We start from the raw sequence: 18,178 nt of genomic DNA, 5'->3' as shown, positions 1-18,178 counted from the left end.
TGGAAGGGGTGATGCCGCAAACGGGTAACGAGCGGAAGCAGGAAACGGAAAGCTGACAAACAAGCGAAACAACAAGCAAGGGTCTAATCACACTCGTATTTTCATCCAAAGGAGAGGGTTTCCAGTGTTGAAAAAAGGTTTATTGTGGACGCTGCTGATCGGTTTGATGCTGACGGCGGCGGCATGCGGTGCCGGAAGCGGCGAAGCGGGACAAGGATCCGACAGCGGAGACGGAGCGAAGCGGGAAACGATTAAATTTATGCAGTATACGGCCAGCGGCGCGCAAGAAGAGACGCTGAAAGAAATGATCGCCGAGTTCGAAAAGCAAAATCCGGACATTAAAGTCGATTTGGAAATCGTCGATTTTCAAAACTATTACACCAAGCTGAATACGACGATCGCTTCCAAAACCGCGCCGGACGTATTCGAGGTAGGGTATGAAAACTTTATGTCCTATGCCGCGCAAAATGTACTTAGAGACTTGACCGACGTTATCGAAGCGGATCAAGATTTCGATCCTGCCATTTATAAAGAGCTCGCCTATAACGCTTTCCAATACGATGGCAAGCAACTGGGCATGGTCGAAAGCTTCTCCGACGTCGTCCTGTTCTACAATAAAGATTTATTCGATCAAAACAATGTACCGTATCCCGAAGCGTCATGGACGTGGAAAGAAGAGCTGGAGGCCGCGCAAAAGCTGACCGATGCGAAAAACGGAGTTTGGGGCACTTACGCGCCGCTGCAGTTCTGGGAATTCTATAAAACGATCGTGCAAAACGGCGGAGGCGTGTTCGACGAGAACGGCAATCCGACCGTCAACAGCGCTGCCAATATCGAAGCTTTGACTTGGATGATCGACAAGGCAAAAACATATAAAGTTTCCCCGCCGCTGAACGACGATACGTTCTCGCAACCCGACGCCGACTTGAATGCGTTCAAAACGGGCAAAATCGCGATGCTGCGCACCGGCATTTGGAATATGGCCCGCTTCAGCGACGCGCCGTTTGCGTGGGATATCGCATTGGAGCCGGGCAATACGCAGAAAGCGCATCAATTTTTCGCGGACGGCTTGGCCGTATCGAAAGATACGCAGCATGCCGAGGCGGCTTGGAAGTTCTTGAAATTTATGTCCGCCAACCCGTTTGTCGTAGACAAGCGCATTGAGAAAGATTGGAGCGTACCGGCAGTTTCCGACGAGCAAATGCTTGACAATTACTTCAAGAAAACGCCGCCGGAATCGAAGAAGGTCGTCATCGACGCGCTGGATACGTTGGTGTTGCCGCCGGTAGGACCGAAGCCGGAAAAATGGAATGAATTGACGACGGCGATAGGTGAGGAACTGGATAAAGCGAAATTAGACGCTACCGATGTGCAAACGGCATTAAATAACGCCCAAAAGAAAGTGGAGCAAATTTTGAGCGAATAACGTCAGTTCCGGGTTTATCCAGTTAAGGGGATGGGATCATCGTATAAGGGGTACATGGTCCCTCCCTCTCTTTATGTTACGTCACTTTTTTGGGGAACACAACCAAGATGAACGAAATGATGAGGTGGAATGATGAAACGATACGTACCTACGGGTAACGAACAGATCGCATTGCCGTTAATTGAGGAAGGAAGCGGCGCGATCGAGTCCATCAATTTTTTGCATATGGGATACAAAGGCATTGTCGAAATCACGGGCGATTTGGCGAAGGACCTGCCGCTGTTCGAACCGTATATCGAAGCGGGAGGGCGCAAGCTGCAGCTTCGGAATTTGCGCTGGCGGAGATTGAACGATTGGGTTCCGGCCTTTGAAGCGCAAGCGGAAGGAAGCGCGGATCTGGCGTTCGAAGGGACATTGCTCGCCCCGGTGGGAGAAAGAGGCTTCGTGTACCGTTTGCAAGCCGCCAACAACGGCAAAGCGGCCGTCTCGCTTGCGCTGGGGATGCAAGGCGTATGGGCGGGGACGCTGCATACGATCAACGAGAGCAAGCCGATGCAAGGAACGAAACACGCATATGAAAGCGGCTGGAACCATTCCTATGTATTCGATTTCCGCCATACCGTGTCCGTCTTTTCCTTTGCGCCGATTTTCGCCGAGACGATGGATATCGCGGAAGTTCAAGCCGGGGACGACCGGGTGTCATACCGTTTCGGCCAGCGGTTGGAGCTTCAGCCCGGGGAAAGCAAGGAATTGCATTTCTACTGGGGGCTCGGTTTCGAAGAAGTAGGATCGACGACTTCGGCCAAGGAAATGATGCGCAAGGGCTACGACGCGCTGCTGGGCGACACCTTGCGCTGGCTGGAAGCGCGGCGGAAGACGAGCGGCGACGCGAAACTCGACGAATTGTTCAATACGAACTTATTCTTTAACTTTTTCTATGCTTCCGGTTTGACGATGGATACGGAACAATTCGTGCTCGTCACTTCGCGCAGCCCGCGCTATTACGTGAGCGCCGCTTATTGGGACCGCGACAGCTTGCTGTGGAGCTTTCCGTCCATCTTGATCGCCGATCCGAAGTATGCGCGAAACATGCTGGAGTACGTGTTCGACATTCAAATGAAGAACGTCGGCATTCATAGCCGGTATATCGACGGGACGGTGCTGGAGCCGGGATTCGAACTTGATGAATTATGCGCGCCGATCATTGCGTTGTATCAATATGTGAAGCGTACGGGCGAGCGGGAAATCGTCGAAGAGCCTTTGTTCGCCAAAGGGATCCGCAAAATATTGGATGTGCTCGCGACGAAGAAGCATCCGGAAATCGCTTTGTATGAAACGTTTTTGCAGCCGACGGACGATATGATCGTATACCCGTATCTTACCTATAATAATGTATTGGTCGTTACGATATTGCGGTATATCGCGGAACTGCTCGAACCTAGCCGAGGCGCCGCGTTTAGCGGGGAGCTTCGGGACACGGCGGAGCAAACGAAGCGGGCGATCTATGAGCATTGCGTCTGCGAAGCGGACGGAAAGAAGATGTTCGCGTGGTCCGTCGATTTGCAGGGAGGCTGGAATATTTACGACGAGCCGCCGGGCAGCTTGACGCTGCTGCCGTTCTACGGCTTCTGCGCTTGGGACGACGAAATCTATTCGAATACGGTCGAGCAAATCCGCCGGCCGGAATATAAATATTCGTTCGCCGGCTGCAATATTGCCGATATCGGCTGCGAGCACGCGCCGCATCCGTGGGTGCTGAGCATTGCCAACAGTTTGCTGTCGGGCCGGAAGGATCATTTCCTTCGGTTGCTTCCGCATTTGAAGATGGATAACGGCATCGCTTGCGAGAGCGTCGACGAACATACGGGAGAATGTGTGACGGGAGAAGCGTTCGCTACATGCGCCGGCTTTTTGGCCTATGCGATGTATTGCGCATTTTACGAGGGAGAGACGAAGCAATGATGAATGTACAACAGTCGCTGCAAAGCGCTGCGTTTGAATGTTACTCGTATTTGAAGGCGGGAGATGCGGAGAAGACGCTGCCGTTCCTACGGGAAGCAGAAGCCGAAATCCGGTCTGGGGAACGGACCGATACGCTCGATCTGGCCTATTGGTTATGGATTGTCGGGGAATATACGAATACGACGGGCGAACCGGCGTTGATGGAACAAATGGCGGATACGGCGGCGCAGGCCGTTGCGCAAATTGCCGCACGCTGGAACGAACCGCGCCGGCATTGGCTGGAAGGCGGAGCGGGCGAGCCGGCGATCTACTTGAGCAATCTGGCTGTCATGTACGGCGCCGTTCTGGCGGTACAGCCGCATTGGCCTGTAGGAGCGGGGCAGGGCTTGCCTGCGGAAGGCGATTTGCAGCGCCTGCTCAAGGAGATGCGCGAGCTGCTGTTTGCGAAGCTGATCAAAGACGGCAAAGTGGTCAGTAAACTGGGCAGCCGCGAAATATACGGAGATATCGTCGTGGCGGCCGTACCTTTCGGCTTGCTCGGCATTGAGGACCGCATTCTGATCGAAGCGCTGTTCGTTGTGGAGCGGGAGCTTCTTGGCAAAGGCGTCCGCCTGTCTGCCGGGGATACGTATTACGGCGGCTGCGAGCGTTCGGATATAAGCTCTCTGCTCGCTTGGTATTACTCGGAAAAAGGAGATTTGGCGGAAGCCAAAAAGCTGGTCGAGAACGTCGGCCGTTTACGAACGGAATACGGCATGCTGCCTGCGATCGATCCGCAATCGGCAAACGAACCGATCTATTACGAATACGAGCTGCAGCAAGCCGGCGGGCAACTGGAGGAAAGCCGTTTCGCCTCGGCGCTATATTCGATAGCGGCAGCCAATCTCCGTCAGAAGTTGACCGGAGCCGATAACGATGCGTCGGGGAGCGGTATTCATATCCGGCACGAACCGACGGGAACGGACGATCCTTATGTATACGATCGTACGGAAAGATCCCCGCGCTATCCGGAGTCGGGGGAACTCGTTTTCGTCCGCATGGCGACAGCGGAGGCGACGCAGCGGGCGCAAGCGGAATTTGCCGTCAACGGGGGCGAATTCCGTACCGTTCCGATGACGATCGAAACGGCGCCGGACGGAGAGAAGTATTGGCAAGCGGCGATCGGACGGTTCGCATACGGCGATGAAGTCGTATACCGGTTTGCCGTTCAGGACGGGGAGCAGCGCTCCGCTTCCGAACCGTACCGGTTCAACGTGCGCGAATGGCGCTCGCTGGGCAAGATTACGAAAGTCGCAGCCGACGCGGAACGTATCGCGCTGCATTGCGCCGGCTTGCCGGGCATGGAGGCCGCGCCGTCGCTCGTCATCGCCCGCCGCAACGGAGGAACCGCGGAGATGCGGCTGCAATGGAGCGGGCGGGAGCGTGACGGCTTTCCGGCCAATCCCGCTTCCGGCGAAGCGTCGATCCGCTTGGACGGGTACGTGCTGACCGTGCGATACGACGAGGAATCGTTCGGCTTGGAACTGCGCGACGAACGATCGGGAGTCGTATTCCGCACGGCGCGCGGCCCGAACCGGCTTCCGGTACAGTTGTTGACGGATGGAGACGGCCGCGTATACAAGGCGCGGCTCCATTTCGACTTGCAGGACGGGGAGCGGGCGTTCGGCATGGGCGAGCGTTATTCCCGCATGGAATACCGCGGCTATTCGGTGGACAATTATGTGTATAACGAATATCGGAGCCAAGGCATGAAAACGTATATGCCGGTTCCGTTCTATATGAGCTCGGCGGGATACGGCGTTTATCTGGATACGACGATGTATTCGCAATTCCATTTCGGTTCCCATGTATCCGATCTGTTGGAAATCGAAGTCGATGTGAAATCCGCTGCGCCCGATTTGACGATGTACCTGTTTGCGGGCAAACCGATGGAGATGATCGGCCAACTGGCGAATGTGACGAGCAAACCGGCGCTTCCGCCGAAATGGGCGTTCGGGCCGTGGATGTCGAGCAACAATTGGGACAGCCAAGCCGAAGTGGCGAAGCAGGTGGAACTGACCAACAAGTACGAAATTCCGGCAACGGTCATTGTGTTGGAGCAATGGAGCGATGAAGCGACGTTCTATATTTTCAACGATGCCCAGTACGAGGCGAAGGACGGCAACGAGCCGCTGCGGTACGGCGATTTCACGTTTCCGGAGTGGGGCCGCTGGCCGAATCCGAAACAGATGGTGGCCGATTTGCACGACAACGGGTTGAAGGTGTTGTTGTGGCAAATTCCGATTCAGAAATATATGTACGGAATTGCGCACGAACAGCGCGATAACGACGAGCGGGCGATGCTTGCCGGCGGTTATCATGTGAAGCGCGGCAACGGCGAACCTTACCGCATCCCGTACAACTGGTTTAAAGATTGCCTGGTCATCGACTTTTCGAACGAAGCGGCGCGCGAATGGTGGTTCGGCAAACGCCAATATTTGATGGACGAAGTCGGAATCGACGGGTTTAAAACCGATGGCGGCGAGTGCATCTTCGGCCGCGATCTGCAATTCGCCGACGGATCGACAGGGGAGGAATTGCGCAATCGCTATCCGCTTGACTATATCGGCAGCTATTACGATTTCGTGCAGCGGCAAACGAATGGCGACGGCATTACTTTCAGCCGGGCCGGATACAGCGGAGCGCAGAAATATCCGCTGCATTGGGCCGGCGACGAACGCTCCACGTACGAAGCGTTCCGCGCTTCGATCATTGCCGGCCTGACGAGCGGCATGTCGGGCATCCCGTTCTGGGGTTGGGATCTCGGAGGCTTTCATGGCGATATTCCGACGGCGGAATTGTTCGTCCGGTCGACGCAGATGGCCGCATTTTGCCCGGTCATGCAATATCATGCGGAGACGAAAGGCGAGTTCAACCAAGACCGTACGCCGTGGAATATTGCGGAACGTACCGGCAAGCCGGAGGTGATCGGCATTTACAAACGATATGCCGACATTCGCATGAATTTGCTGCCGTACATTTACGATCAGGCGATCGTCTCCAGTGAAACGGGCGTGCCGCTGATGCGCGCCATGGCAGTCGCCTATCCCGACGACCGCGCTTGTTCGGGCTTGATGGAGCAATATATGTTCGGAGACAGCCTGCTTGTCGCTCCGGTTACGGAAGAAGGCCATTACAGCAAACGGGTTTATTTCCCGGAGGGCGAATGGTTGGCGTTAATGGGCGACGAACGGATCCGCGGGGGCGTTTCGCTGCAAGTTCAGGCCGATCTTGAAAGCATCCCGGTTTATATGCGCCAAGATTCCGTCGTCGCGCTTAATTTGGATTCGAGCTTGCAAATCGGCGCGCATGTCGGCAATCGGGTGGACAGCTACGACCGGCTCGCGTTTATGATATTTGCAGTAAATGAATTGGACTACCGATTCCAAGACGATTTGGGACATCGCGTTCTGATGCGAGGAAACAAACGCAACGATGCGCTCGAACTTGAAGTGGAATCGAACGTTCAAGGTACGGTTGCGCTTCTTATCCGCGAAGTCGCGGGCGTTCGAAGCATGCGAATCGGGGATGCGGAAATGACGCAGGCCGATTCGATCGGCGATTTGAAGGAAGGATCGTACTGCGTCAAAGGAAACGATCTGTACGTAACCGTGCCGGCCGGCAAGCGGCGCATAGCGGTTGCGATAGGGAGCGGAGGTGAAGCGAATGCAAACGAGTGAATCGATCCGACCCGACCGAGAGGACGAATCGATGCAAGGCGCGGCGTCGTTAACGGGCTTCGGCCCGTTTCGAAGCTGGAAGGCGGATGCGCGCGCGGTGACCGTTAACGGAGCGAAAGCGAGCCTAGCCGTCATGTTCGTTGCGGAACATACGGTAAGAATCGTCGGAACGCCGGGCGCGGATCCCGCTTCCACCCCTCCCGTTTCCGCCATCGTACCTGGCGAGCCGCCGTTTCAGGTCGATGTGAAAGAGACGGAAGAAGAGCTGCGAATTTGCGGGAAATCGTTAACGGCAGTCGTCCGCAAGGCGACGATGTCCGTCGAAGTGGTGGATGCGTCCGGCAAGGCCGTTGTCGCGGAGCTGGAACTGCTGCAAGGCCAGCGCAAGCTGCGCTGCCGCGGTCCGCTGAATGCCTCGGCCCGCATTTACGGCTTGGGCGAAACGACCGGATTTCTCAATAAACGCGGAGAACGGTATACGATGTGGAATTCGGACATTTACGACCCGCATGTGCCGGATATGGAGTCGCTGTACCAATCGATCCCATTCCTCATCCATCATGACGCGGATGCGGCATACGGGCTGCTGGTCGACAATCCGGGCAAAACCGCGTTCGATATGCGCGCCGACAGCGGCGCCTACCTGATCGACCCGGAGACGGGAGCGCTCGACCTGTACGTCATCGCGGGCCCCGGCCTCAAAGACGTCGTCTCCCGCTACACGGCATTGACGGGCCGGATGAAGCTGCCGCCTTTATGGGCATTGGGGTATCAGCAATCGCGTTACAGCTATATGAGCCAAGAGGAAGTGATGCGGCTTGCGCGGACGTTCCGCGAGCGGAATATTCCGTGCGATGTCATCTACCTGGACATTCATTATATGGACGAGTACCGCGTATTCACGTTCGACCGGCAGCGATTTCCGGAGCCGGAGCAGATGATCGCCGAGCTGAAAGAAATGGGGTTCCGGATCGTGCCGATCGTCGATCCCGGCGTGAAGAAGGACGAGCAATACGATGTGTACCGCGAAGGGATTTCCCGCGAACTGTTCTGCAAAAAAATCGAAGGAACGTTGTTCGTCGGCGAGGTCTGGCCTGGAGACAGCGCCTTTCCCGACTTTTCCGACGAGCGGACCGCCGAGTGGTGGGGCGGCTTGCACCGTTTCTATACCGACATGGGCATCAGCGGCATATGGAACGATATGAACGAGCCGAGCGTGTTTGCATGCGAATCCAAAACGATGGATCTCGACGTATTGCACCGGAACAACGGCAATCCGCAGACGCATCGGGAATGGCATAATATGTACGGCTTGTCGATGTCGAAGGCGACCTACGAAGGGTTGGAAAAGCTGCTTGAAGGGGAGCGGCCGTTCGTGCTGACCCGGGCCGGATATGCGGGGATCCAGCGCTATGCCGCCGTATGGACCGGCGACAATCGCAGCTACTGGGAACATATGGCGATGTTCATGGCGATGGGCATGAATTTGGGATTATCCGGCGTCGCTTTCTGCGGCGCGGATATCGGCGGATTCGTGCACCACACGTCGGGCGAACTGCTGGCGCGATGGATGCAGATGGGCGTGTTCGCTCCGCTCAGCCGCAATCATTGCGCGATGGAGCCCGTCTATCAGGAGCCGTGGCAATTCGGTCCCGAGATAGAGGAAATATGCCGCCGCTATATCGGATTGCGGTATCGTTTGCTTCCGTATTTGTATACGTTGTTTTATGAAGCGTCGCAAACCGGGCTGCCGATTATGCGGCCGCTCGTGCTCGAATATCCGCACGACGAGCATACGCGCAACCTTTGCGACCAATTTATGTTCGGTCCCGACATGATCGTTGCGCCGATTTACCGGCCAAGCGCGGAATACCGCGCCGTCTATTTGCCGGAAGGGATCTGGTACGATTATTGGACGGGAGAACGGCATGAAGGCGGACGCCATATATTGGCGCATGCGCCGCTTGACACGCTGCCGATCTATGTGAAAGCCGGTGCGATCATTCCGGAGACGGCGCTTCGCCAGCATACCGCGGATGCGGGCTGGTCCGAGCTTGCGCTGCATGTATACTGCGGCGGCGCCGGCTCGTCCGGCGAGTTCCGGTTGTACGAAGACGACGGCTTGACGGACGGATACGGCCGCGGCGAATATAATTTGTTGAACGTCCGTTTGGAGGAACGGGAACAATCGTTGCAATTGCAGTACGCCTACGATAACCAAGGGTACGACAATGGGCGCGATTCGTTGAAGCTGATCTTCAAACATTTGCCTTCCTCTCCGGCGGACGTCGACGGTTTGAACGAAATCCGGGACCACGGCGAATGGAAACATGCCGATGCCGGATGGCTGTACGATCGAGACAAGGGCGAATTGTTCGTCAAACTGCGGCAAGCGAGCGCAGGGGAAGTTACGGTCGTTTTTTAAGCAAGGAAATATACACCATTTTGAAGGGGACAACCGCCATATTTGCGAATGAATTTTCAGCGATGAGGCGAATGCGGTCCCCTTTTTCTATTTAAAAAGCGATATAGGAATGTCGCGGCCATCCCGTTACTCGCTATTGAAGATGACGTATAAATCGGATATGATTAAATTTATTTATATCATCTTGCAGAAATAAGAGGTACAGTTTCCGTTATGAATCGAAAAAAGAGCACTTATTACTCCTTATTTGCAGCATTGTTCGCAGCCGCCTGTTTTACCGTTTTCGCATTTATTATATTCAGCGGACGAATCGAGCCGTTTGACAGCGGCATCATCGCATTCGTCCAAGGATTCGAATCCGACTCCTTTACCGCGGTGAGCAAATTGCTCTCGGCGCTGGGAGGAACGAAGGGCACCATTGCCGTTACGATCGTTGCGGCCGTATTTCTTTTCGCCGTGTTGAAGCATCGGAAGGAACTGCTGTTTTTATTCGTAGCGGTCGGAGGCGCGGCGACGCTTAATTTCGTAATGAAGAACGGTTTTCAGCGGGAGCGTCCGGATTTGCACCGGTTAATCGAAGAGACGGGATTCAGTTTCCCGAGCGGGCATTCCATGGCCGCCTTTGCCCTCTATTGCGCGCTTGCCTACTTGCTCTGGCGGCATATCCGTTCGGCGGGGGGCCGCGGACTTCTCATCGTGTGCGCGGTTGCGTTGATCGCCTTCATCGGTATCAGCCGCATCTATTTGGGCGTGCATTATCCCAGCGATATTATCGGCGGATATTTGGCCAGCGGTTGCTGGATGTTGATTGTCATTTGGTGCTTCCGGCGCATGTTTGTTCGAAGTGAATTCTAGAAGTACAATCTATAAACTTTTAGGAGGAGACGTATGGAACAAATTCGATTGATTCAAAAGGAAGAGTTCGCCGAATGTTTGAAATTAAGCGAGTTCGCCTTTCAGTTTGAATTCAGCGACGCGGAGCGAGAGCAGGAATTGTCCCGGTTTAAGCCTGGCGGGTATTGGGGATATTTCGTGGATAACAAATTGGCTGCCCAAATGAATATTCACGAGTTCGAAACTTGGATTGACGGAACGGCGTTCCCGATGGGCGGGATCGCTTCGGTAGCGACTTGGCCCCAGTACCGCCGCAAAGGGCTGGTTGCGCAGCTTCTGCAAAACGCGCTGCTGGCCATGATGGAAAAAGGGATGCCGCTGTCTTTTTTGAATCCTTTCGCATACGCTTTTTACCGCAAATTCGGTTGGGAAACCTATACCGAATATATTCAATATGAATTGGAGGCAAGGCAAGTCGTCAAAATGGCGCCTTCCCCGGGATATGTAACATTGGCGGATCAAGATTGGCGGCTGCTCCATTCCGTGTACGAACCGTTCTCCGCCGGCTATAACGGCATGCTGAAGCGCACGGAATGGCAATGGAACCGGTTTGTATTCCAAAGCAAAAGAAAAGCAGGCATGGCCGCCGTCTATTATAACGAACGACATGAAGCTAGGGGGTACATCATATACCAGATTAAAGATTCCGTCTGTACGGTGCATGAATTCGTCTATTTAGACGAGGAAGCGAGAAGGGGGCTGTGGAATTTTATCGCCGATCACGATTCCATGATGGAAAAGCTGATTTTAACGGCGCCTGCGGACGATCAATTGCCGTTTCTATTGCCGAATCCCCGTTTCAAGCAGGATAAGATACCTTACACGATGGGGCGAATTGTGGATGTGGAAGCATTTGTGCGGGGCTATCCGTTTCGCTCCGAGTCTCAGCCGGTTCGTGCGGAGGAGCGCATTTCGCTCCGTATTCGCGATCCTCTCGCGCCTTGGAACGACGGGAGCTTCATCGTTCAATTCCGTGCGAACGGCAGGCATGAAGTGTCCAAGCTTGGCGAAGGACAGGACGCTCAGGATGCGTTGTCATGCGATATTCAGTCGTTGACCGCCATGCTTCTAGGCTATAAGCGCCCCGATACTCTATTTGCCGTGGGAAGGCTGCAAGGCGCGGAGAGGGTTGCGGCCGCATTGAACGAAGCGATACCTGTCAGAACGACGTATATTACGGATTTCTTTTAATTCGCTTCTTTTTCTTATATAAATTATGGTGTTTACATAAAATTTGCAAAATTATCGTATTTCTGTGATATACTTCATTTAGAATACGTTTCAGGGAAGTAGGGTTTACCTCGACTTTGGTCTAGATTCAATTCCCATCGCTAGTCCGTTTTAAAGCAGGGTTAGCCGCCGTAGAATAAAACTATGATTTATTCGGGACGAAATTTATTAAATAGGTGAGGTACTATGTTGCAAGAAGTGAAGAACATTTACATCCTTCTTACCGATACGGGAACGTTGTTCTCGAGAGCGATTAAAATGTTTACAAAAGCTCCGCTCAATCATGCATCGATTGCATTTGACAGCGAGTTGACCGAATTATACAGTTTTGGGCGCAAAAACCCTAACAATCCGATCATCGGCGGATTTGTGAAAGAAAATGTGTACGGATCTTTGATTCGATGCGATCGAAGCGTAACCCGGTGCGCGCTCTACAAAATTACCGTGGACGCGCAAGTCTATGAGCGGATTCGCAGATATATCCGCAATTTCGAAGAAAACCAGGAGCTATATCGTTATAATCTCCTAGGATTGTTCGGCATTTTAATGAAATGCAAGATTGAACGCAAACATGCCTATTTTTGCTCGCAATTCGTCGCATCCGTGTTTCATGAGAACGGAGTTCCGCTGGTGAACAAGCATCCTGCTTTTGTTACGCCGGCCGATTTGGAGACGTCCGCTTCGCTGCAGCAAATATACCGTGGCGATCTTCGCTCGTATGTCATGCAACACTCCGGGAGACCTTACACGTTTGCAAGAGCGCCAAGAGAATTGGAGAATGTGGGCCGTTTCGTCTCTTAATATGAGAAATAGGAAGCCGTATCTTTTCCGAAGTCATATCGGGGATACGGCTTTATTGATTCCGTAAGGTTATTTTTTTCCTTTTGTCGATATCCCCTTCATTCAGAGAGTCGTATGCAAACAATTTGGACACCTTCACGGCATGTAAACGCTGATTCCCTCTGTCCTGAACCAACGGGATTCCGACAGAAGGCGGAAAAAAAGCCAGGCAATGAGGCAATGAGGGCCTAGCGTTGCATTAAATCTTCTAGCTGGGATGCGGTACCATGGAAATATAACGGATTTCCGAGGTCTTATTTTTTGAATTCCAGTCGAATATTTGGAATTAACGGATTTTCGAACCGTTACCATGTCGCGATCGGCTGAGAATCCTTGGTTTTGTGAAGTTTCGACAAAAATAGAGCCCTCAAAATCCGCTAACTCCGCCCAAATTGCGTTATTGGATCAAATAAGGCCTTCAAAATCCGTTAACCTTGTTCATCCCTATCGCAATCATCGGCTTGAAACGCAGTAAAACATTCGGTGCAACGCTAGTGGCAATGAGGGCCTTTCATTCTGGCTTTTCCCCTAATTTTCCCTTTCGATGGGGAAATACATGCGGCCACTAACGATAAAACTCACAGCTTGCTTTAAGCAAACCGTGAGTTTTTGTCATTTCATACAGGCGAATGTACAGGCATGATATTCGACTCGATCATATGATGTCATTAGTTTAGAAGAGGGGAGTGATTTCCATGTATTGCAATCCGTATTGTCCTCCTGTAAGCCCGGTGACGACTGCGCCGACGAAGATTGTTAAAAACATTTACCATCCGCAAATCGTTCCCGTCATCCATCCAATTGAAATCGTGAATAATCATGTTTGCGTCCCGGTTCCGAAACATATGTACGCTTATTCAGTCAAAGATAAAGTTGGCGGAGTAAGCGCTGGCCACCACCCTTGTTATTCGCACGGATACCGCGACAAAAGAAGATGAGCAGAGCAGTCGCCTTCCGCTCCGACGCGGCTCGAAGCCGTTTGTGCCGGAGCGGAAACTTTTTTATAATCTCATTTGACCGCACCGGCCGTCAAGCCGTCCATAAATTGACGCGAAGCAATCAGAAACAAGACGATCATCGGGAGAGCGGACAATGTGAGTCCGGCGAACAGAACGCTCCAGTCGGCGGAATATTCGCTGAACAGCGTCAGCATCCCGACGGGAATCGTCTTGCGCGCCTCGTCTTGGATGAAAATCAGAGGGAAGAAGAAATCGTTCCATGCGGTAATAAAGTTAATGATCATGACGGTGCCGAGCGCGGGCCGCATGAGCGGCGCGACGATGCGCAGCAGAATGCCGAGTTCGGAGCAGCCGTCGATTCTGGCGGATTCCTCCAATTCCTTCGGCAGCGTGCGGAAGAATCCGGTGCAGATTAGGATAGACAACGGCAAGCCCGCAGCCGTAAATACGAGTATAAGCGACCAAGGGGAATTGAACAGCTGCAATTGCTTCATTAACAAGAACATCGGCACGATCCCCAGCTTGATCGGGATCATCATGCCGAGCAGGAAATAAAAGAAGAGCGCTCCGTTCCAACGGAAACGGTATCTGGCCAAATAAAAGGAGGCAAGCGAACCGAGCGACAGTACGAGAATGACCGTAGCCGCGCTAACGATAACGCTATTGGCGAAATAATCGAAATACGGAATTTGGTCCAGCAATTTCCCGTAGGACGCCAGACTGAAGGAGGTCGGCCAAGAAATCGGGTTTTTCAATATTTCGATGTTCGATTTCAATGAAGACGTCAGCATCAGGAGAATAGGATATAAACTGATCGCAGCGAATAATGAGGCGATGGCGTATTGTGCGAAACGAATGCCGCGATGGGTTCTCATTGGCGCACCTCCTCGTCAAAATTCCGTCTCTTGTTTGCGGGTCGAATACATAAATAGAGCCGACAAGCTTGCAATAATGATAAACAGCACAACGGCGAGCGCCGAGCCGAGGCCGATCGCCGCCGAATCGCCCGCGCTTCCGAAAGCGGTGCGGTAGAAATAAACCGCCAATGTATCCGTGGAAAAATACGGTTCCCCTTGCGAGCCTTCCATTGCGTATACGAGTTCAAACGCCTCGAACGAGTGGACGAACGTAAATACCGTCATGATGATAAACGACGGTTTCATCATCGGGACGATCATGTACCGGAGAAGGCGGAATTTCTGGGCGCCGTCCAATTTGGCGGCTTCGATGATTTCCTGGGAAATCGATTGCAAGCCGGCGAGAAAGATGAGAACGGCAAAACCGATCAGAAACCAGCAGTTGACGAGAATAATCGCTGTCAGCGCCGTTGCGGGTTCGCCTAGCCACGGCTTTGCCCACGAGTCCAATCCGATCGCTTCGAGTGCGACATTCAGCGCTCCGTTATTCGGATGCAAGATGAGTTTCCATAGAAATCCGACGACGATGACGGAAAGCAGCCGGGGCAGAAAAAAAGCGGCTTTGAACCATTCCGCTCCTTTAATTTTGGAATAAACGATATAAGCCAATACGAAGGCGATGCCGTTCTGCACGATCATTTCCAAGGCGAAGTAGTAGACGTTATGGCTGAGCGCATTCCAAAACAGCCGATTGAAAGGTTCTTGCGTAAACAGGCGCACAAAATTGCCGATCCCGACAAAGGTTCCCCGTTGCAGTCCTTGCCAATCGAATAAACTGTAGCCGAATGCCGCCGCAATGGGGTATACGATAAAGAGCGTGTATACGGCAAAGGCAGGGAGGGGGAATAGATGGATCCATCCTTTTCTAACGTTAAATTTGACTCCGTTTGGCATATCTGTCCTAGATTTCGCCATCCTTTTCATTCCCTCCCGCTTATTTCGAAGATTAGTTGCCTGGTTTAAACCAGGTGTCGGCGCTCTTCTGCACTTCTTCCGCCACTTGCTGAGGCGTCAGTTTTCCTAAATACATGCCTTGAAGCGACGATTCCAACGCCGATTTCGTCGACGGATTCCCGCCTGCAAAATAGACGACGGCCAAATACGGTGTTGCCATGTCGCTATAGGTGAGCTGCGAAACTTTCGTGACGAGCGGATCTTTCGCTTCCACGCCAGGCAAGGCGCTTAGCTTGAGCAGCTCGTCGGCGACCATGGCGCCGAACGTTTTCGTGGTCATAAACTCCATAAATTTCTTCGCTTCTTCTTTATGAGGCGATTTGGCGTTGACCGCATAGGAGCCGTCCACCCAAGTCGTTACGGTCTGCTTGCCGCTGGAATCCGGAATAGCGAATACATCCATCTCCAAATCGGGATTCATCTCTTTCATGACGGCGACTTCCCACACGCCCATGACCATCATGCCGGCTTGCTCGGTCACGAATAAATTGCGCATGTCGTCCATGCCGATTCCCGTATAATTATCCGGGAAATACGGCTCCAGGTCTTTCATCATTTGCAATGAAGCGAGAAATTCCTTGCTCTTAAAATCGGTTGCGCCGGATACGATCTTTTGCGCGAAATCGTTCCCGCTGTAGAATGCCGGTCCAAGCGCTCCATGCGTCAAAGATAAAATCCATCCTTCTTTGGAGCCGAATGCGAAGGGAGTAACCTTGTTTTGCTTCAACGTTTCCGCGACGTTCAGAAATTCATCCCATGTCTTAGGTTCTTGCAGATTGAATTGTTCGAATATTTTTTTATTGTAGAAGACGAGGGTCGTACTGTTAATTGTCGGAACGCCGTACACTTTGCCGTCCGCGCCGCTCGCGGACAACAAAGCCTCCTTGGAAAATTGCTCAAGTCCGGGCAGTCCGTCGAGCGGTTCCAAATACCCTGCATCGGCGAGTTGCCGGCCCGCCGCATACGGCCGCAGTTGAATGATATCCGGACCTCCGCCGGTTTGCAGCGCCGTACTTAAGACGGTATTATACTCCGTGTTTTTGGTCGGATTGAATTCGATTTGGATGTTCGGGTATTGTTTGTTAAATTCCGCGATAATTTTTTCATAGGCCGCCCTGTCTTCCGTCCGCCAACTGCCCATCGTCAGCTTCACCTTCGTTTGTTCCGGCTGCGGTTCATTAACGGTTCCCTTGTCCGAGCCTTGCGTAACCTCCTTCTGTTGTTCGGCTTGGGCCGGCTCGCTCGGTGTGCCGGAAGAGCCGCACCCGGACATCAAGGCGAACGAAACAATCAGGGCAAGAGCGATGAAAGTAAATCGAAACCATCTCATTCTTCTTTGCTCCTTTCATCCGATTGGATTTTGCTCATCTGTGCATGAATATAAAAAACGTGCTGTAGACTTATTACTATGCTTATGAATGAAAATTACAAAAATAATATAGGTAAAGTAAATAATATTTCTCATTGTCCAAAAAAAGACCGCTTCGCCTATGAATCAACAGGCTGAAACGGTCTTAACGTTTGTTGGCGACCCGGTCCGGCAAGGCAACAAACAACAAATACATGACGACGAACAGACATAAAGCGACCACTTCCTCGGCAATCAAGTAATAGGGATGAGGTCCCAACCAATCCAATAAAGACGCCGACTCCGGCTTGCGCATTAAAAACATGTAATTGGAATGCAAGATCGTATTGAGGAACCAGACGAACAAGGCGATTGCATTCAGGCCCAGCATGACATATTTGATCGATTTCCAGGTCGGCTTCATATGCTCGATCCAGGTCATGTATAAGGCGGCGATAATAATCGAGGAATGGACGATGAAAAAATGGAAGAAGCGAAAATACGGGTACGGAAAGTCCAGATCCGGCGTCAGGATGGCTTGCATCGCCCCGCCGATGCCTGCAAAGAAAACGAACGGATACAGCCGTTTGCTGCGCCTCCAGAGCATGACGACCGCAAGCATTGCCGATATGCTGCAAAGCTCCAGCGGCAACGTCTGCCGCGGATCCCACAAGCCGTTCACGGCATACCAAACGTATAGGAATATCTCGGGAACGGCCAGCGAGCAGAGAATACCGTACCGTACGATCCGTTTCAGCCGGTCGTCGTTTCGAATGGCGGATCTGCTTGCATACAGGCCGATCAAGACCGCGATCAGCGCGATGATGCCGGCAATATGCGGTATCGAATACATCGTGAACGTTTCGGTTACATTGGCGTCGAAAAATGACGGCATGGATGGTCCCCCTTAACAACCGTTTGCGAATGAAAATCGCAATCCGTCCGCACCGGCAAGCTGCCGGTGCGGGACGATATAATATAGTGTACCGGTTGGCAGAGGATCGAAGAAGTACTATTTTTGCATAGTACCTTGGGGAGTCTCGCCTGTAATGCTTACGGCCATGAGAGGGAGTATTCTGTCCGGGAACACGGTGGACGCCGTCTCGCCGATTCGCTTGGCCCCCATCTTCTTATAGAACGATTCCGCATTCGGATCGCTATGGATGCGTACTTCGGCGGCGTTTAAATCGTGAGCCGTTCGAATCATATGATTCCATAACGCTTTGCCGCATCCTTTTCCAATTGTCGAAGGATCGACGAACAAATCTCTTAAGAGGAAGCCGTCGTGCTCGAGATCGAGGGCGTAGAAGCCTTGTATTTGCCCTCGGTCTTCCAGGACGTAAACCGAGGAGGATTCGATCAAGTCCGGCGTGATGGTTAAGTCTTCCCTGCATGCCTCCATAAAGTCTTCGCTGTATCCCCAATAAGCTTTCGAGCGAAATGCCAGCTCGCTAAGCAAACCGGCTTCGCGTTGCACCGCTTTACGTATTTTCAAGGCCGTTCC

The 18,178-nt window shown here is 52.7% G+C and carries 12 protein-coding genes; 7 read left to right on the top strand and 5 right to left on the bottom strand.

Annotation, left to right across the window (positions count from 1 at the left end; all coding sequences use genetic code 11):
- Window positions 1-124 precede the first annotated feature (124 nt).
- The 7 genes from KQI79_RS17695 (at window position 125) to KQI79_RS17665 (ending at window position 12,457) form a co-directional block, all read left to right on the top strand.
- Window positions 125-1,426: an ABC transporter substrate-binding protein gene (locus tag KQI79_RS17695; protein WP_216539619.1), complete on the top strand. Its 1,302-nt coding sequence runs from the start codon at window positions 125-127 to the stop codon at window positions 1,424-1,426.
- A gap of 129 nt (window positions 1,427-1,555) precedes the next feature.
- Window positions 1,556-3,388: a glycoside hydrolase family 125 protein gene (locus KQI79_RS17690; protein ID WP_253298231.1), complete on the top strand. Its 1,833-nt coding sequence runs from the start codon at window positions 1,556-1,558 to the stop codon at window positions 3,386-3,388.
- Window positions 3,385-7,107 carry a glycoside hydrolase family 31 protein gene (locus KQI79_RS17685; RefSeq protein WP_216539618.1) on the top strand — a complete coding sequence of 1,241 codons (3,723 nt, stop codon included), beginning with the start codon at window positions 3,385-3,387 and terminating at the stop codon, window positions 7,105-7,107. The genes KQI79_RS17690 and KQI79_RS17685 overlap by 4 nt, the downstream gene beginning before the upstream one ends.
- The gene (locus KQI79_RS17680; RefSeq protein WP_216539617.1) at window positions 7,094-9,532 is read left to right on the top strand and encodes a glycoside hydrolase family 31 protein; all 2,439 of its coding nucleotides are present in this window, start codon (window positions 7,094-7,096) and stop codon (window positions 9,530-9,532) included. The genes KQI79_RS17685 and KQI79_RS17680 overlap by 14 nt, the downstream gene beginning before the upstream one ends.
- Window positions 9,533-9,745: 213 nt before the next feature.
- The gene (locus tag KQI79_RS17675) at window positions 9,746-10,387 is read left to right on the top strand and encodes a phosphatase PAP2 family protein (RefSeq protein WP_216539616.1); all 642 of its coding nucleotides are present in this window, start codon (window positions 9,746-9,748) and stop codon (window positions 10,385-10,387) included.
- A 33-nt stretch (window positions 10,388-10,420) separates the two neighbouring features.
- A complete protein-coding gene (locus KQI79_RS17670) occupies window positions 10,421-11,617 on the top strand; it encodes a GNAT family N-acetyltransferase (protein WP_216539615.1) in 1,197 nt (398 codons plus the stop codon).
- A gap of 225 nt (window positions 11,618-11,842) precedes the next feature.
- Window positions 11,843-12,457, top strand: a complete 615-nt coding sequence (locus tag KQI79_RS17665) for a C40 family peptidase (RefSeq protein ID WP_216539614.1) — start codon at window positions 11,843-11,845, stop codon at window positions 12,455-12,457.
- A 1,048-nt stretch (window positions 12,458-13,505) separates the two neighbouring features.
- On the opposite strand, the gene KQI79_RS17660 is transcribed toward KQI79_RS17665, so the two are convergent.
- The 5 genes from KQI79_RS17660 to KQI79_RS17640 all read right to left on the bottom strand — a co-directional run bounded on the left by KQI79_RS17660 (window position 13,506) and on the right by KQI79_RS17640 (window position 18,169).
- The gene (locus KQI79_RS17660; protein WP_216539613.1) at window positions 13,506-14,330 is read right to left on the bottom strand and encodes a carbohydrate ABC transporter permease; all 825 of its coding nucleotides are present in this window, start codon (window positions 14,328-14,330) and stop codon (window positions 13,506-13,508) included.
- Between the two features lie 15 nt (window positions 14,331-14,345).
- Window positions 14,346-15,287: a carbohydrate ABC transporter permease gene (locus tag KQI79_RS17655; RefSeq protein ID WP_216539612.1), complete on the bottom strand. Its 942-nt coding sequence runs from the start codon at window positions 15,285-15,287 to the stop codon at window positions 14,346-14,348.
- Between the two features lie 31 nt (window positions 15,288-15,318).
- Window positions 15,319-16,656: an ABC transporter substrate-binding protein gene (locus tag KQI79_RS17650; protein WP_216539611.1), complete on the bottom strand. Its 1,338-nt coding sequence runs from the start codon at window positions 16,654-16,656 to the stop codon at window positions 15,319-15,321.
- A gap of 184 nt (window positions 16,657-16,840) precedes the next feature.
- Window positions 16,841-17,569 (bottom strand): YwaF family protein, encoded by a 729-nt coding sequence (locus KQI79_RS17645; RefSeq protein WP_216539610.1) that lies wholly within the window; start codon window positions 17,567-17,569, stop codon window positions 16,841-16,843.
- 117 nt (window positions 17,570-17,686) lie between these two features.
- Entirely contained in the window at window positions 17,687-18,169 is a 483-nt protein-coding gene (locus KQI79_RS17640; RefSeq protein ID WP_216539609.1) for a GNAT family N-acetyltransferase, read from the bottom strand.
- Between the last annotated feature and the right edge of the window lie 9 nt (window positions 18,170-18,178).

Source organism: Paenibacillus sp. MSJ-34, from assembly GCF_018918005.1.
Taxonomy (GTDB): domain Bacteria; phylum Bacillota; class Bacilli; order Paenibacillales; family Paenibacillaceae; genus MSJ-34.
Note: the sequence above shows the minus strand (reverse complement) of the source record. Positions and strands in the feature narration are given on the sequence as shown.

Coding starts and splice junctions, on each gene's coding strand:
- KQI79_RS17675 (WP_216539616.1), top strand. CDS start 9,746: ATGAATCGAAAAAAGAGCACTTATTACTCCTTATTTGCAGCATTGTTC.
- KQI79_RS17690 (WP_253298231.1), top strand. CDS start 1,556: ATGATGAAACGATACGTACCTACGGGTAACGAACAGATCGCATTGCCG.
- KQI79_RS17665 (WP_216539614.1), top strand. CDS start 11,843: ATGTTGCAAGAAGTGAAGAACATTTACATCCTTCTTACCGATACGGGA.
- KQI79_RS17645 (WP_216539610.1), bottom strand. CDS start 17,569: ATGCCGTCATTTTTCGACGCCAATGTAACCGAAACGTTCACGATGTAT.
- KQI79_RS17660 (WP_216539613.1), bottom strand. CDS start 14,330: ATGAGAACCCATCGCGGCATTCGTTTCGCACAATACGCCATCGCCTCA.
- KQI79_RS17670 (WP_216539615.1), top strand. CDS start 10,421: ATGGAACAAATTCGATTGATTCAAAAGGAAGAGTTCGCCGAATGTTTG.
- KQI79_RS17650 (WP_216539611.1), bottom strand. CDS start 16,656: ATGAGATGGTTTCGATTTACTTTCATCGCTCTTGCCCTGATTGTTTCG.
- KQI79_RS17655 (WP_216539612.1), bottom strand. CDS start 15,287: ATGGCGAAATCTAGGACAGATATGCCAAACGGAGTCAAATTTAACGTT.
- KQI79_RS17685 (WP_216539618.1), top strand. CDS start 3,385: ATGATGAATGTACAACAGTCGCTGCAAAGCGCTGCGTTTGAATGTTAC.
- KQI79_RS17680 (WP_216539617.1), top strand. CDS start 7,094: ATGCAAACGAGTGAATCGATCCGACCCGACCGAGAGGACGAATCGATG.